The organism is Mycobacterium novum (assembly GCF_010726505.1).
Taxonomy (GTDB): Bacteria; Actinomycetota; Actinomycetes; order Mycobacteriales; family Mycobacteriaceae; genus Mycobacterium; species Mycobacterium algericum.
The window spans coordinates 2254622-2272338 of record NZ_AP022562.1; the positions used below are offsets into that span (position 1 = coordinate 2254622).

A 17717-nucleotide genomic window follows, 5' to 3' on the forward strand; every position below is an offset into this window, starting at 1 on the left:
GCACTCACACGGATCCCGCAGGTGCGGGGCGATTAACGGGGACGACCACGGGCCTCGCGCCGGTCTTGGCGGCAACGACGGCTAACCCAGTTCGAGGGTCACCATCGGCTAAATCCGAAGAGGACGGTTACTGAGAAACATTCATCATCTCATTAATCGACGTAGATTCCCTACCGTGCCCACCAGGCCTTAAAACCGCTGTTCGTGGCCTGATTGCGGGCGATGCGTCCGTACCGGTGAACAACAGTTGACTGTCTCGGAATCGGTGTTAACCTCCTTCCTGAAGATATTGCTATGCCGTCAATACGTGTAGTTAAGGGGATATCGCCGTGTCTCGTCATCGTCAAAGTGGTTCCAAGGGGCGGCGCAGCAGCCGGGTGTTCGGCGCGGGGACGGCGATTGGAGCCTTCCTAGCCTTCGGCATGTCCCCGCTGGGGGCACAACCAGCGCACGCCGACTTCGACGACGTGCTCATCGAGCTGTTCGGCGAAGGCCTGGGTGATGCCCTGACCACCCTGAGCGCCGACTGGGCTGATCAGGATGCTTGGCAGTTGGTGTTGGACCCGGACAGTTGGTCGCCGTTCTTCGACAACATGGGTGACCCGGCCGTCTGGGATCTGATCCTGTCTGATCTGGATCTGAGCGGTGTGGGGGCGACGGGCTTCGACCTGCCCGGTTCTGCGGCGTTCAGCTGGAACGAGATCAACTGGTGGATGCCGTTCGGCAACGGTGCCGATGGCACCGCGGAGAACCCAGACGGCGCGGCCGGCGGGTGGATCTTCGGTACCGGTGGTGCCGGTTGGGACGCCGACGGTACGGGTGGCGTAATCGACGGTGGCGCCGGCGGCCAGGGTGGCCTGTTCGGCGGTAACGGTGGTGCCGGCGGTGACGGCTTCGACGGCGGCGACGGTGGAGCCGGTGGTGCGGCGGGGCTGTTCGCGTGGTTCAGCCACGGCGGCGCGGGCGGCGACGGCGGGGAAGCTGTCACCTTGGGCACCGCGGGCGGTGCCGGTGGTATCGGTGGTGACGCCGCCCTGTGGGGTCTGTTCAGCACCGCTGGCGCCGGCGGCCAAGGCGGTGATGGTTTGGCCGGTGCCGCCGGTCTGGCCGGCACGTTCGCCCTTGGCGGCGACGGCAATGGCGGTACCGGTGAGAACGGTGGCGCCGGCGGTAACGGCGGCGCGGGCGGTAGGGGCTCGTACCTGTTCGGCGCCGGCGGCAAGGGCGGCGCGGCCGGTAACGGTGGTGCGGGCGGTGTCGGCGGTGCCGGCGCCGACGGTGGTGACGGCACATCCGCTGATATCCACGGCACCAGCGGCGGCAACGGTGGTGCCGGTGGTGACGGTGGCGAGGCCGGCAAGGCCGGCGCCGGTGGTGCGGGCGGCTGGTTCGCCAAGGCGGGTGCCACCGGTGCAACCGGTACCCAAGGCGCCGGCGGGGTCGGCGGCAACGGCGGTGAGGGTGGCGACGGCCTCGACGGCACCGATGGCGCCGACGGCACTGCCGCGGACCCCGACGGCACCGCCGGTACCGCCGGTGGAGACGGCGGCAACGCGGGTCAGGCCGGTGCGGGTGGTCAGGGCGCCGGCGGTCAAGCTGACAGCGGTACGGCCGGTGCGGCCGGCAAGGGCGGCAGCGGTGGTGTCGGCGGCAAGGGTTATGACGCGGCCTCCGACGTTGACGCCGCTGCGGGTACGGCGGGCGGCAACGGTGGCGCCGGTGGCGACGCGGGCCGCGGTGGTCTGGAGGCTGATGGCACGACGCGCGGGGCCGCCGGTGAGGCGGGCGTCGGCGGTGCCGGCGGTGATGGGAAGGACGGTGCTGCCGGGGCCGCGGGCACCGCAGCCGACCCGCACGGCACGGACGGCAGTGCCGGCGGCGCCGGCGGCAACGGCGGCCAAGGTGGCTTGCAGGCCAACGGGTCTCGGGCGGCGCAGGGTGTCGGCGGCGATGGCGGTGCCGGCGGTCAGGGCGGCGCCGGCTATGACGCGTTGGCGGCCGGCGCCGGGGCAGGTGTCTCGGGCGGCAACGGTGGTGTCGGCGGCGCCGGTGGTGTCGGTGGCACCGGGTCCACGGCGGGCCAGCATGGCGCTGGTGGTGTCGGCGGCCAGGGCGGTAGCGGCACCGACGGCGCCCACGGTGGCGCCGGTACGGCCGGCACGGCCGCCAACCCCGACGGCGGGGCCGGTCACGCCGGCGGCAACGGCGGCAACGCCGGGGTGGGCGGCGCCGGCGGTGACTCCGGCAACGGCCAGTACGCCGCCAGCGGTGCCAGTGGTGTCGCGGGTAAGGGCGGTAACGGTGGTGTCGGCGGCGCCGGGTATGACGCCGCCTCCGATGCCGGTGCGGTGGCGGGCACGGCCGGCGGCAACGGTGGTGTCGGTGGTGACGCCGGCGTGGGCGGTGTGGAGGCCGACGGCAGCCGGGCGGCGGCCGGTACGGCTGGTGTCGGCGGTAACGGTGGCGACGGTGCCGATGGCGCCGACGGCGACAACGGCACGCAAGCCAACCCGGACGGTCAGGCCGGTCAGGCCGGTGGCGCCGGCGGCAACGGTGGCCTGGGCGGCCTGAACGCCGACAACACCCGTGCGGCCGCTGGTGATGGCGGTGACGGTGGCGCCGGCGGTAAGGGTGGCGCCGGATATGACGGGTTGGCCGGAGTCGACCCCGGCGAGGCTGGCGAGCACGGCGGCAACGGTGGTGCTGGTGGCGCCGGTGGTGTCGGCGGCACGGGCGCCAATGCGGGTAGCCACGGCGCTGGTGGCGAAGGCGGTAACGGTGGCTCGGGTGGTGCCGGCGCTGCGGGTGCCGACGGTGTTGCCGGCACCGCGGCTCACGTGGATGGCACGGCGGGTCAGGCCGGCGGTGCCGGCGGTAACGCCGGTAAGGGTGGTGTCGGTGGCGACAACGGTGACGGCACCACCGCCGCGGCTGGCACCGACGGCTCGGCCGGTGTCGGTGGCAAGGGTGGTGCCGGTGGTCAGGGCTTCGACGGTGTAGACGGCTCCAACAGTGGCGTTGGGCGCATCGACGGCACCAACGGCGGCGCCGGCGGCGCCGGTGGCGATGGTGGCCTGGGCGGCCTGGAGACCGATGGCACCCGCGCGCTTCAGGGCGATGGTGGTGCCGGTGGCGCCGGCGGTAAGGGCGGCAACGGCGGCAACGGTGTCACCGGAGCTACCGCGGGCGCTGCCGGCACCAACGGTGGTGTCGGTGGCGACGGCGGTGTCGGTGGCGTCGGCGGCCAGGGCGCCAACGAGGGCGCAGACGGTTTCGGTGGTGTCGGTGGCAATGGCGGTAACGGTGGCGCCGGTGCGGCAGGCGCTGCCGGTGTTGACGGCACCGCCTCGCATGTGGATGGCACCGCCGGCGGCCACGGTGGCGCCGGTGGTAACGCCGGCAAGGCCGGTACCGGTGGCGCCAACGGCGATGGCCTCGGGAAAGCTGCCGACGGAACCGACGGCTCGGCCGGTGTCGGTGGTGCCGGTGGCCAGGGCGGCAAGGGCTTCCAGGGCGCCGACTCCACCACCGCGGGTGTGGCCGGCGGCAACGGTGGTGCCGGTGGTGCCGGTGGTGACGGTGGCCAGGGCGGCCTAGAGGTCGACAACACGCGTGCTGCTGATGGTGCGGGCGGCAATGGTGGTGCTGGTGGTTCTGGTGGTGACGGTTACGACGGCCAGGACGGTGTCGACGCGGTCGAAGGCGCTGGTGTCGGTGCGGCTGGTGGTGCTGGTGAGTCGGGCACTAATGGTGGTAACGGTGGTGCCGGCGGTGCCGGTGGTTCGGGTTCGACGCAGGGCCAGCAGGGTGCTGGTGGAGCGGGTGGTAACGGTGGCTCCGGTGGTGACGGTGGTGACGGTGCTGATGGTGCTGAGGGCACACAAAGCCATGTCGATGGTTATGACGGTGGTGCTGGTGGTGCCGGTGGTAACGCCGGTAAGGGTGGTGTCGGTGGCCTCGGTGCGGGCGGCCAGGCTGCCAGCGGTGATGACGGCGCGGCTGGTGTCGGTGGTGACGGTGGTGTCGGTGGCGACGGCTTCGAAGGTGCCGACTCCACCACCGCGGGTGTGGCCGGCGGCAACGGCGGCAACGGTGGTACCGGTGGTGACGGCGGCCAGGGCGGCCTGGAGGCCGACAACACGCGTGCCGATGATGGTGTGGGCGGCAATGGTGGTGCCGGTGGTTCCGGTGGTGACGGTTACGACGGCCAGGACGGTGTCGACGCGGTCGAAGGCGCTGGTGTCGGTGCGGCTGGTGGTGCTGGTGAGTCGGGCACTAATGGTGGTAACGGTGGTGCCGGCGGTGCCGGTGGTTCGGGTTCGACGCAGGGCCAGCAGGGTGCTGGTGGAGCGGGTGGTAACGGTGGCTCCGGTGGCGCTGGTGGTGACGGTGCTGATGGTGCTGAGGGCACGGCGTCCCATGTCGATGGTTATGACGGTGGTGCTGGTGGTGCCGGTGGTAACGCCGGTAAGGGTGGTGTCGGTGGCCTCGGTGCGGGCGGCCAGGCTGCCAGCGGTGATGACGGCACGGCCGGTATCGGTGGCGACGGTGGTGTCGGTGGCGACGGCTTCGAAGGTGCTGCCGGTGCGTTGGGTGTCGACGGCGGTAACGGCGGCAACGGCGGTACCGGTGGTGACGGCGGTAAGGGCGGCCTAGAGGTCGACAACACGCGTGCCACCGATGGCGTCGGTGGTAACGGTGGCACCGGTGGTGCCGGTGGTGCGGGCTATGAGGGTCAGTCGGGCACCAACGCTGCCGAAGGTGCCGGTGACGGTGCTGTTGGTGGTGCTGGTGAGTCGGGCACCAATGGTGGTAACGGTGGTTCCGGTGGTGCCGGTGGCTCGGGTTCGACGGCTGGTGAGCAGGGCCTGGGCGGTGTCGGTGGTGCTGGTGGTTCCGGTGGCGCCGGTGGTCGGGGTGCTGATGGTGCTGATGGCACCGACACCCACCTCGACGGCTATGCCGGTGGCGCTGGTGGTGTCGGTGGTGATGCCGGCAAGGGCGGTGCCGGTGGTCTCGGCAAGGGCGGCGCGGCTGCCAGTGGTGATGACGGCACGGCCGGTATCGGTGGCGACGGTGGTGTCGGTGGCGACGGCTTCGAAGGTGCTGCCGGTGCGTTGGGTGTCGACGGCGGTAACGGCGGCAACGGCGGTACCGGTGGTGACGGCGGTAAGGGCGGTCTAGAGGTCGACAACACGCGTGCCACCGATGGCGTCGGTGGTAATGGTGGCACCGGTGGTGCCGGTGGTGCGGGCTATGAGGGTCAGTCGGGCACCGACGCGGTCGAAGGTGCTGGTGACGGTGCTGTTGGTGGTGCTGGTGAGTCGGGCACCAATGGTGGTGCTGGTGGTGCCGGTGGTGCTGGCGGCTCGGGTTCCACGGCTGGTGAGCTGGGCCTGGGCGGTGTCGGTGGTGCTGGTGGTTCCGGTGGTGCTGGTGGTCGGGGTGCTGATGGTGCTGATGGCACCGACACCCACCTCGATGGCTATGCCGGTGGCGCTGGTGGTGCCGGTGGGGATGCCGGCAAGGGCGGTGCCGGTGGGCTCGGTAAGGGCGGTACGGCTGACAGTGGTGATGACGGCACCGCCGGTATCGGTGGCGACGGCGGCCACGGTGGAACCGGCCACATCGGTGAGGCCGGTTCGTTGGGTGTCGACGGCGGTACCGGTGGTGACGGTGGCACCGGTGGTGATGGCGGTAAGGGCGGCCTAGAGATCGATGGGACCACGCGTGCCACCGATGGCGACGGTGGTGACGGTGGCACCGGTGGTGCCGGTGGTGCCGGCTACAACGGCCAAAACGGTGTCAATCCCGGCGATGCCGGTGAAGACGGCAGCGCTGGTGGCACCGGCGGCACCGGTGGTAACGGTGGTAGCAGCGGCACCGGCACCGGTGGTAACGCCGGTGATGGTGGCGCTGGTGGCGCGGCCGGCAATGGTGGCGACGGCGCGAATGGCGATGCCATCAACACAGAAGGCGGCAAGGGCGGCGACGGCGGCAACGTCGGTACCGGCGGCGAGGCCGGCCAGGTCGGCACCGGCGCGACCGCGGGTCAAACAGGTACGGATGGTGCCACGCCGACCACCGGCGGCAACGGCGGCAAGGGCGGCGACGGCTACAACGCAGCCACCGATCCAGGTGCTGTGCCGGGGACCGCGGGCGGTCACGGTGGCGCCGGTGGTAAGGGTGGCGACCACGGTAACGGCGGGGCCGGCGGCCACGGTGGTGACGGCGCCACCGGTCTGGCCGGCGATGCCGGTACCGACAGCAACACCGACGGCACTGAGGGTGGCGTAGGCGGCACCGGTGGTAACGGTGGTGCCGGTGGTGCCGGTGGCTCGATTGCAGGTGCCGGTGGCCACGGCGGTAATGCCGGTAGCGGTGGCACAGGCGGCGACGGTGGTCACGGCTACACCGCCCCGGCTGGCAGTGGTGAATCCGGCAGTGACGGCGGTAACGCTGGTGCCGGCGGCCTGGGAGGCAACGGTGGCGCGGGCGGCGCCAGCGCCAACGGCAACGCCGGTGATGGCGGCAACGCTGGCAACGGCGGCAGCGCGGGCACGGCCGGTGATGGCGGTGACGGCGCCGGTGGCGGCGGCACGAACACCGGTGGTGACGGCGGTGACGGTGGTAACGGCGCCGAAGGCGGTGCGGCCGGCAACGTCGGTCTGGCCGGCGCGGGTGCAGGTGGCAGTGATGGCGACGACGGCACTGCGGGCACCGGTAGCGGCGGCGGTAACGGCGGTCAAGGCGGCGACGGCGAGGGCTTCTACCTGGTCGGTCCTATCCCGGTCGGCCAGGCCGGCGGCAATGGTGGAGATGGCGGTACTGCCAGCTCGGTCGGTGATGGCGGCCGCGGCGGTGATGGCGGTGCGGGTGCTGCCTTTGAACCTGCTGTTGGTGGTGCGGGCGGCAATGGTGGCCGTGGTGGTGACGCCACCACCGGTAACGGTGGTGCCGGTGGTAACGGTGGTGAGGGTGCTGGTGGTTCGGACTCCCAGGCTCTTTTCCCCGCTGGTCCCGGTGGTCTCGGCGGCAATGGTGGTGCCGGCGGTGATGTGTCCGTGGAGGGCACCGGCGGTGCTGGTGGTGTTGGCGGTGCTGGTGGTGACGGCGGCGATGGGTCGGCGGTTGCGGCCGGTAACGCCGGTATCGAGGGTGCTCAAGCTGGTGATGGCGGCCATGGTGGCGCCGGCGGTCAGGGCGCGGGAACCGGCCACGGTGGTGCCGGCGGCCAAGGTGGTGCCGCCGGTAATGGTGGTCACGGTTCGGCCGGCGTGTCGGATGCCGACGGTGTCGGCCAGGACGGTGGCGACGGTGGTCGCGGTGGCAACGGCGGCTTGGGTGGTGGCGGCGGTGACGCGCTCGGCTCCGGTGATGGTGGTGCCGGCGGTGCCGGTGGTGCCGGCGGTAACGCTGGAAACGGCGGTGCGGGTTCGGATTCGACCGCGGCCGACGGTGATGGCGGCAAGGGTGGCAACGGTTCGTCGGGCGGAAACGGTGCCGGCGGTGGCGCCGGTGGCACCGCGTTCGGGACGGGCACCGGTGGCGCAGGTGGCGCCGGCGGCCACGCGGGGCAGAGCGGTTCCGGTGGCAACGGTGGTGACGGCACCGGAACCGGCGACGGTGGTCTCGGCGGCAACGCCGGTGGTACGAACAACCTCGGCGGCGGATCGGGCGGTGCCGGTGGTGATTCAGTCGATGGTGACGGTGGTGTCGGCGGTGCCGGTGGCAATGGCGGTGCCGCGGGTGCGGTGGCCGGCAACGGTGGGGATGCGACCGGTACCGGTAATGGCGGCCACGGTGGCTGGGGCGGCGTAGGCGGCTGGGGTGGTGTCGGCGGTGCCGGCGGTGATGCGTTGGGTGCCACGGGCAATGGTGGTGCCGGCGGTAGCGGCGGTGATGGTGGCAACACCACCGCCGTTGGCGGCAACGGCGGCAACGGCGGCCTGAGCGGCAACGGCGGCCAGGGCGGCGTCGGCGGCTGGGGCGGCGTGGGCCGCGAAGGCGGCGCCGGTGGCAGCGCGGCCGGCTCGGGCAACGGTGGTCAAGGCGGTGACGGTGGTGACGGCGGCACGAACAGTGACGGCGGCCAGGGCGGCAACGGTGGCGATGCGCTGCCGGGTCAGGCCGCGGGTAACGGCGGCGCCGGCGGGCAGGGCTCCGGTGGTGAGCCCGTCACGTGGGCGCCGGGGGGCTACCAGTACGGCCAAGGTGGTGACGGCGGCGCCGGCGGTAGCTCGGCCACCGGCACCGACGGTGTCAGCGGCGATGGTGGCCAGGGCGCTACCGGCAGCAACGGCGGTAACGGCGGTAACGGCGGTACGGGCTGGACCGCCCCGGCCGGCAGCGGCCAGTCCGGCACTGATGGCGGTAACGCCGGTGCCGGTGGCGCCGGTGGTGACGGCGCTGTGGGCGGTGCCAGCGCCACCGGTACCGCGGGCGACGGCGGTGACGCCGGTAACGGTGGTAACGCCGGTACCGCGGGCGACGGTGGTGACGGTGCCGGCGGCGGCGGCGGTGACGTCGCGGGCGATGGCGGTAACGGCGGTAACGGCGCCGAGGGCGGTGCGGCTGGTGCCGTTGGCCTGGCCGGTACGGGTACCGGTGGCAGCGACGGCAACGCCGGCAGCGCGGGCACGTCCAGTGACGGCGGTACCGGCGGCCAGGGTGGTGACGGCGACGGCATTGGCAGCGGCGCGCTGATCGCCCAGTCCGGTGGCACCGGTGGTACCGGCGGCACCGGTGGCGCGGCGGCCGATGGTGGTGCGGCCGGCAACGGCGGTGCCGGCGGTGCCGGCGGTATGGGCGCCGGCATCGGCACCGGCGCGACCGGTGGATCCGGTGGAGCGGGCGGCGGCGGTGCCGTGAGCGACGCCACCGGCCCGGGTTACGGCGGTGGCGGCGGTGGCGGTGGTGGCGGCGCGGCCGTCATCTCCAGCAACGGTGGGGCAGCCAGCGGTATCGCGACCGGTGGCGCCGGCGGCAGCGGCGGCGACGGCTCCACCACCGCTGCGGGCGGTGACGGCGGGACCGGCGGGCAGGGGCTGATCGCCGCTGACGGCGCGGCCAGTACCGCCAACGGCACCGCCACCGGCGGTGCGGGCGGAGATGCTGTCGGCACCGGCACCGGCGGCGACGGTGGCGACGGCGAAATCGACGCCCACGGCGCGGGCGCCCACGCCAGCGGTGAGGGCATCGGCGGTAAGGGCGGCACCGGAACTGACGGTGGCGTCGGCGGCGCTGGTGGCATTGGCTCGGTCAACGCGGCTGCGAGCGGCACCGCGAGCGGTACGGCCACCGGCGGTAATGGCGGCAACGCCACCGGTGACGACAGCATCGGCGGTAGCGGTTCCGACGGCTGGGTCCAGGCCGGCTATCAAGGTGCCTCCGGCGGTGTTTCGGCCGGTACCGCGACCGGTGGTCACGGCGGTAACGCCTCCAATGGAGGTATCGGTGGTGACGGTGATTACGGACTCCTGCTGTCCAGCGGAACGGGTGTGGTCTCTGACAGCCACGCCAGTGGCGGCAACGGTGGCGATGCCAACGTTGCTGGTGCTATGGGCGGCAAGGGCGGCAGCGCCAACATCGCCGGCCTGAACGGCGGACAAATCACGGGCTCCAACGCCACTGCCGGCGACGGCGGTGACGGCCTCGGCGGTGACGGCGGCGACGGTGGGCGTGCCTGGCTCAACGCCAGTGACACAGGCAGCACCATCACGAACGGCACCGTGACCGGCGGAACCGGCGGCAACGGTGGTCTCGACGGTACGGACGGTGCCGAAGGCGGCGACGGCGGCGGCGGCTACTGGGCCAACATCTTTGTTTCCAATGGTGTGACCTCCACCGGCGCCAGCTCTACCGGCGGTAACGGTGGTACCGGCGGTGACGGTGGCGACGGCGTCGGCAGCGACGGTGGCGACGGCGGCCGCGGCGGCATGGGTGGCAACGGAAACGGTGACGGCACCACGGGCTTCGGCGGTAACGGTGGCAACGGTGGTGCCGGCGGCACCAACGGCGGCGCCGGCGGTGCGGGAGCCAACGGCGGCCAGGCGCTAGCCGATCCCGACACTGGTACCGCCACCGGCGGCGATGGCGGCAACGGCGGCGCGGGCGGCGACGGCTTCGACGGCGGCGCGGGTGCCGGTGGTGGCAATGCGACCATCACCACCCTCAACGGTGGTTCCGTCAGCTCCGACAGCACCGCGACCGGCGGCAGCGGTGGTAACGGCGGGGACGGCAACGCCGTGGCCGACGGCGGCAAGGGCGGCAGCGGCGGCAGCGCAACGATGACCGCCGACGGTGGCACCATCACCGACGGTCACGTCAACGGCGGCGATGGCACCGACGGCGAAGCCAACGGCGTCAACGGCGCCAACGGTGCCAACAACTCGATGACGGTCACCGACGGCAGCGTCTCCAACGTCACGGTCGAAAGCGGCCAGAACAGCGACAACGCCGCAGGTGGCCAGGCCTCGCTGGTGATCAACAGCGGTGGCAGTGTCGCCGACAGCACCGTGACCGGCGGCAAAGCCGGTGATGGATTCGACGGCGGCGCGGCGACCCTGACGTCTGTGGGTGCGGACAGCTCGGTTAGCAATGCCACCGTCACCGGTGGTGACGGCGGCTCGGGCGGTGTCGGTGGGAGCGCCGATGTGTCGGCCACTGACGGTGGCGTGATCGACACGGTCTCAGCGACCGGCGGCAACGCCAGTGACAGTGCTGCCGGCGGTGCGGCCACGGTGAGCGCCGATGGCGCAAACAGCGAAGTCACCAACAGCATTGCCAGTGCTGGTAACGGTGGGGTCGGTGACGCTAACGGCGGCACCGGTGGCCAGGGTGGTGACGCGGAGGTCGCGGCGGCCAATGGCGGCAGTATCACCGACGCCACCGCGAGCGGCGGTGAGGGCGGCGCAGGCGTCGCCGGCGGTACCGGTGGCGCGGGCGGTACCGGCCAGGTGGCCACGAGCTTGGGTGACATCGGCGGTTCGGGTGGCAGTGCCACTGGTGAGGCCACCGGTGGTGCCGGTGGTACGGGCACTGGCGACGGCAGCACCGGTGGTGCTGGAGGTATGGGCCAGATTGGTGGCGGTTTCCACGACAGCTACAAGGATGTCGGCGGTGACGGTGGCGCGGCCAGTGGCATTGCGACCGGTGGTATCGGAGGTGATGCCACCGGTGGCGGCACCGGTGGTGCCGGCGGTCTGGGCAGTGTCTTGGCCGGTGGTAACAACGCCACCGCTGACGGCACCGGAGCGGGCGGCGCCGGTGGTAGCGCCGACGGCACGGGCAGTGTGGGCGGTAACGGGGCTACCGGTCAGGTGTCGGCGCTCAACGACGGGGCGACGGCCAGCGGCAGCGGTACTGGTGGTACTGGCGGCAATGCCTCCAACGGTGGTACCGGCGGCAACGGTGGTACCGGGTGGGCGCGTGCCCTGGGAGAGAACAGCCACGTCACCGATGCCACCGCTCACGGTGGTGACGGTGGTGCCGGCACTGACGGCATGAAGGGCGGCAACGGCGGTACCGGCAATCTGCAGGCATATGCCGACGGCAGCACGATTGACGGCAGCCAAGCCCAGGGCGGGCAGGGTGGCGCCGGCGGTAACGGTGTCAACGGTGCCGGTGGCGGCAACGCCAGCATGTCGACGGGCAGTGACAGTGGTCCGACAGCTGGCGGTGACCAGATCACCGACAGTTCGGTGCACGGCGGCGACAGTGTCGGTAACTACGGTGGCAGCGCCGCAACGATGACTGCGACTGGTGGGTCGACCATCGACGACAGCCATGTCGTCGGTGGCGACGCAGCCGTCGGCGGCGGGGCCAGCCCGTATGCGCAGATGACCGCCAGCAATGGTGGTGCCATCAGCGGCAGCACCGTCACCGGTGGTGACGGTGGTGCCGGGGGTGCGCAGTTCGCCACCATGACCGCTGACGGTCCGGGCAGCTCGATCACGGACAGTTCGGTGAAGACCGGTGACGCCGGAAGCAATGACGGTACGGCTGAGGCGGGTCGTGGCGGTGCGGGCAACATGACCGCCACCAACGGGGCGACCATCGAGGACGCGCACGCGATCGGTGGCACCGGCGGTAACGGTGCCGATGGTGGCAAGGGCGGTATCGGTGGTGCGGCCACGGTGACCGCCGATGGTGAACACAGCACCTTGAGCGGCACGGCCAGCGGTGGTGTCGGCGGTAACGGCGGCGACGGACACAACGGCGGGCAGGGTGGTTCGGTCACCCTGAGCGCGACCAACGACAGCACCGCGAACGCTCTGGGCGACGGTGTGGTCGGCGGTGACGGCGGGAACGGTGGTGTCGGCGGTGTCGGCGGCACCGGTGGTGCGGCCTCCCTGTCGGCCGACAGCGGCAGCGCGGCCAGTGGTTCGGCCTCCGGTGGTGACGGCGGTAGCGGCGACTCGGGTGCCGGCAAGGCGGGCAGCACCGGCACGGTGACCGCCACCGACGGTGGCGTGATCACGAACAGCACCGCCACCGCTGCCGACAGTGTCAACGGTGTGGCCGGTGGTGCGGCCAGTGTCAGTGCTGACGGTACAAACAGCTCTGTCACCGACAGTTCCGCTGTTGGTGGTAAGGCCGGTGCCGGTGATGCCAACGGTGGCAAGGGCGGTGCTGGTGGTGCCGCCAGTGTCTGGGCGCAGGAGGGTGGCGCGGTCACCGATGGTCACGCGATCGGTGGTGCTGGTAACACCGGTAGCACTGGTGGTTCCGGTGGTGCTGGTGGTGCGGCTCGGGTGGGGGCTTATGGGGCTGACACCACTGCTGAGGGCACGGCCCAGGGCGGTGACGGTGGTGCTGGTGAGCTCGATGGGCAGGCGGGTGCCGGTGGTGACGCCTTCGTTGATGCCGGTATCACCAATGAGGGTGTGATCGTCGGTAACGGCGAGCACACCTCGGGTAACGCCACCGGCGGCACCGGTGGTGCTGCGGACGGCTCCGGTGCGACCGGTGGTAACGGTGGTGTGGCGATCGTGCGGGCTTCTGATGGCACGATCGGTGTCGCTGGTGACTCGAGTCTGGCTCAGGCCGCCGGCGGTGACGGTGGTGCAGGCCAGAACGGCGGTCAGGGTGGTGCCGGTGGTGCCGGTTACACCTTTGTCACCAACGGTGGCACGGTGACCGACGACGACGGGGCGGCCACTATTGCCCAGGGTGGCACTGGTGGTGCTGGTGTCGATGGCGGCAAGGGTGGTAACGGTAGCTTCGCGCAGGTGACTGCGGGCCAGGACGGGACTGCCTACGGTCAGTCCACAGCTGGTGACGGTGGTGTGGGTACCGGCGTGGGCAGTACGGGCGGCAACGGTGGTAGCGCCAATGTCCAAGGGGCCTGGTCTGGTCCCGGTGGTACTGCGCACGGTGTTGCCACCGGTGGTCACGGCGGCAACGGTGGTGATGCGACCGGTGCGGGTACGGGCGGCAACGGTGGTGGCGGCAGTGTGGTCGCTCGCGGTGCCGGTGCCGAGGCCAGCGGTGCCGGGCACGGCGGCAAGGGTGGTAACGGATACGACGGTGGCAAGGGCGGCAACGGCTTCAGCGGTGCGGTCCAGGCGTTGAGCGACCATGCCACCGCGAATGGCATCGCGACTGCCGGTACTGGTGGTGACGCCACCGGTGCTGGGGCTGTGGGTGGTAATGGTGGCTACACCTACATCCAGGCCAATGGGGAAAATTCGACCATCTCGGGCAGCACCGCTACCGGCGGTGACGGTGGTGCCGGGGTTCCCGGGGCTAACGGCAGGGTGGCCTCGGACACGGTGATCAACGCCAAGGGTGACGGTGACACCATCACCAACAGCCACGTCACGGGTGGTGACAGTGCCGGTACCAAGCAGGGTCCGGGGGCGCGGATCACCACCGATGGTGGTCATGTCGCTGACAGTTCGGTGACGGCGGGGCAGAGCACCGACACCACGCTGGGTGGTTCGGGCAGCCTGACCGTGACCGGCGGCGGCAATGTCACCGATGCTCACCTCACCGGTGGTAACGCCGGTACGGGTACCGGGGCCGGTGGTGGGGCTAACATGACCGTCACCGGCGGCACCGTCAACGGTCTCGAGGTTGATGGTGGCCACGGCGGTGTCAACGGGGCCGGCGGTAGCGCCACCGCGACCGTCGGGACGGACAGCTCCGTGGCCACCAGCTCGGTCACCGGTGGTGACGGCGGTGCCGGCGCTGCCGGTGGTGCGGCCTCACTGACCGCCACCGACGGCTCCCACATCGAGGACACCCACGTGACTGGTGGTGAAGGCTCCGACACGGCCACCGGTGGTGCGGCCAGTGTCAGCGCTAGTGTCGACAGCAGCATCACCGACGTCACGGTGAACGCCGGTGGTGCCGGCGGGACCGATGGCAACGGCGGCGCCGGCGGCGCTGGCGGTGCCGCGTCCGCCACGGCCGCGAGCGGTGGTGTCATCGACGGCGGCATCGTGACCGGTGGTGAGGGCGGCCAGGCTATCAACGGCGGTACCGGCGGCAGCGGCGCTGCGGCCGGAATCGAGGCGACCACCGGCGGCACCGTCACCGGCAGCGACACCGTTGCCACCGGCGGTTCGGGTGGCATGGGCGATGCCGGCATCGGCGGCGGCGGGCAAACGGGTGTCGTTCAGGCCGGCGGTGGTGGCACCGTTACTGATGGCATCGCCAAGGGCGGTGACGGCGGCGCGGGCATCAACACCGGTACGGGAGGCAGCGGTTCTGCGGCCAGCGTCTCCTCGCACGGCATCGGAAGCACCGCCACCGGTACGGCTATCGGAGGTACCGGCGGCAAGGGCATCGACGGCGGCGTCGGCGGTGGCAGCACTGGCTTGGTGAACTACGCCACCATCAACGGCGGCTTCTCCAGCTGGCCTGCCGGCAACGCCCACGCTGCGGGTACGGCCATTGCAGGTAACGGCGGCGACGGTTATGACGGCGCCCGCGGTGGCGATGGTGGCATGGCTTCCATCGGGGCCTTCACCACCGACGGCGGCACTTCACAAGGTACGGCGACCGGCGGTGTCGGCGGCGACAGTGGCAAGGGTGTCGACGCTGGTGACGGCGGCCAGGGCGGCGTCGGCGCTATCTCCAACGCGGTGGGTAACACGATCACCGGAGCGACGGGCACCGGCGGCGCCGGCGGCACCGGCGGCGACGGCGGCATCGACGGCGCCCAGGGTGGCCAGGGCGGTGCCGGCGGTGTTGGTGCGGTCCGAGACGGCGTCGGCAGCACGGCGACCGGTGGCGACGGTGGTGACGGTGGTGCCGGTGGCACCTATGTCGACGCCGCCAACACCGGTAACGGCGGCGCGGGCGGTGCTGGTGCCTCCGGTCAGGTCGGTCTGGGCGGCGAGCTCGGTTCGGTCAGCGGAACCGCGACTGGTGGTGCCGGCGGTGATGGCGGCGACGGTGACGTCAACGGCAACGCCGGCGGTGCGGGTGGCGCTGGTGGCATGGGCACGATCTCTGCCGACACCGCGGACAGCAGCGCCAGCGGCACCGCGACCGGTGGTGCCGGTGGCAAGGCGATCGGCACCGGTATCGGTGGTGTCGGCGGTGTGGGCGAGGTCAGCGCCACGGCGGGTGGCGTGGCTACCGGCACCGGTGACGGTGCGACCGGCGGCGCTGGCGGGGACGGTATCGACGGCGGCCAGGGCGGTGCTGGCGGTATCGGTTCGGTGAACGCCAACGGTGGCAGTGCCACGGGTGACGCGACGGGCGGCGAAGGCGGTAGCGGCACTGGTGCCGACAGCACCGGTGGCGCCGGTGGTGCAGCCTGGGTGCAGTCGAACTACAACGACCTGGGCGGCGGGACTGCTGAAGGCACCGGTATCGGTGGTGCCGGTGGCGACGCGACCAATGGTGGTGACGGCGGCAAGGGTGGCATCGGGATCGTGCTGGCCAACAGTGGGGCCAAGGCCGACGGTGTTGGCACCGGTGGTGACGGCGGTGATGCCACGGCGGCGGGTGCTACCGGCGGTACCGGCGGGATGGGCCAGGTGGTTGCTGGTGGAGACGCCACCAGCACGGCCAGTGGTGCGGCTACGGGCGGTAACGGCGGCGATGCCCACGGCGGCAACGGCGGTAACGGCGAGCGCGCCTTTGTCCAAGGTGTTCGCGGTTCTGCCAGCGGTACGGCGACCGCCGGTAACGGCGGTGACGGCAGTGTTGAGGGTGGCGACGGCGGCGACGGCGGATACGCCAAGGTCGAGGCCATCAACGGCAATGCCGCGGCGACCGCCAGCAGCGCCACCGGCGGCAACGGCGGTGCCGGCGGTGCTGACGGCACGACCGGCGGCAACGGCGGCTACGGCTGGCTCAAAGCCGAGAACGGCGGCTCCGTCACCGGCAGCGACGCGATCGGGACCAACGCCGTCGGAGGTGCTGACGGCGGTAATGCGTCGATCATCGTCGACGGCACGGACAGCTCGGTCACCCATAGCGCTGCTCACGCCGGTGCGGCCGGCGTCGGCGACGCCAACGGCGGCACCGGCGGCGACGGCGGTGATGCGCAGATCGCGGCTGCCTACGGCGGTGCGGTCATAGACAGCACCGCTACCGGCGGAACCGGCGGCAGCGGAGCCGACGGCGGTGCCGGCGGCCACGGTGGCCTGGGTATCGTCCACGCGGCCGGCGCCAACACCTCGCTGTCCGGGGGCACCGCGACCGGCGGCAACGGCGGAAACGGCAGCGATCAGGGCGTCGGCGGTGATGGTGGCCTCGGTGCGGTGACAGCCGGGGTCGATGACAACAACGTTCAACTGCCCGACAACACCGTCAGCAATAGCGCGGCCACCGGTGGTCTTGGTGGAGATGGCACGGGGCCGGGCAGCGAGGCCGGCGACGGTGGTGACGCCGTGATCCAGGGTGGCAACGGTTTCGAGCTCACCGACAGCACCGCTAAAGGTGGGATCGGCGGCGCGGCCACCGACGGCGGCACCGGCGGTAAGGGCGGTGTCGGCCAGATCCTCACCTTGACCCAGGGTGATGTCGAAAACGGTCACGGTACCGGTGGCAACGGCGGTTTGGGCACCGCGGGCGCTACAGGCGGCAACGGCGGTGTCGGCCAGGTCGTCTCGTGGAACCACGCCGACGGCACCGGTGTCGGTACCGGCGGCAACGGCGGTGCCGGCCTCGGCGGTGACGGCGGCAACGGCGGTGTCGGGTCGGTGTATGGCCAGTCCAGTGCCGGGCCCGGTAACAGCGTGGACGGGACCGCCCTAGGTGGCCACGGCGGTGACGGCGGCGAGAACGGCACCGATGGTGCCGTCGGCGGCAAGGGCGGTGACGGTGGCCGTGGCAGCGTCGAGGCAACAGCGTCGACGGGGCCGCATGTCAATGCCGACGCCACCGGCGGCAACGGCGGCAACGGCGGTGCCGGCGGCGCCGGCGCCGACGGTGGCGACGGCGGCAAGGGTGGCATCGGCAACGCGATCGGCACTGACGACGGTGTCGGCGGCGCCGGCGGCCAAGGTGGCGCTGGCGGCACCGATGGCCCGAGCGGGGACGGACACGGAGGTACCGGCGGCAACGGCGGCACCGGCACCGGCGCTACCGGCGGCGACGGCCAAAATGGCGGCGACGGCCAGGCCGACGGCACATCCGGCGACGACGGCGGCCACGGGGCGAACAACCCCTAGACTGCTCGCCGCACCGGCTGCGCGAATTGATACGTGTCCGAGGAGAAGGACCGTATCAATCCGCGCAGCCGGCCGAACAAT

Annotated in this window: 1 protein-coding gene; it reads left to right on the plus strand. The window is 71.9% G+C overall.

What is annotated here, in order from left to right; translation table 11 throughout:
- Window positions 1–422: 422 nt before the first annotated feature.
- Window positions 423–17636 (plus strand): beta strand repeat-containing protein, encoded by a 17214-nt coding sequence (locus tag G6N19_RS10400; RefSeq protein ID WP_193464869.1) that lies wholly within the window; start codon window positions 423–425, stop codon window positions 17634–17636.
- Window positions 17637–17717: the final 81 nt, after the last annotated feature.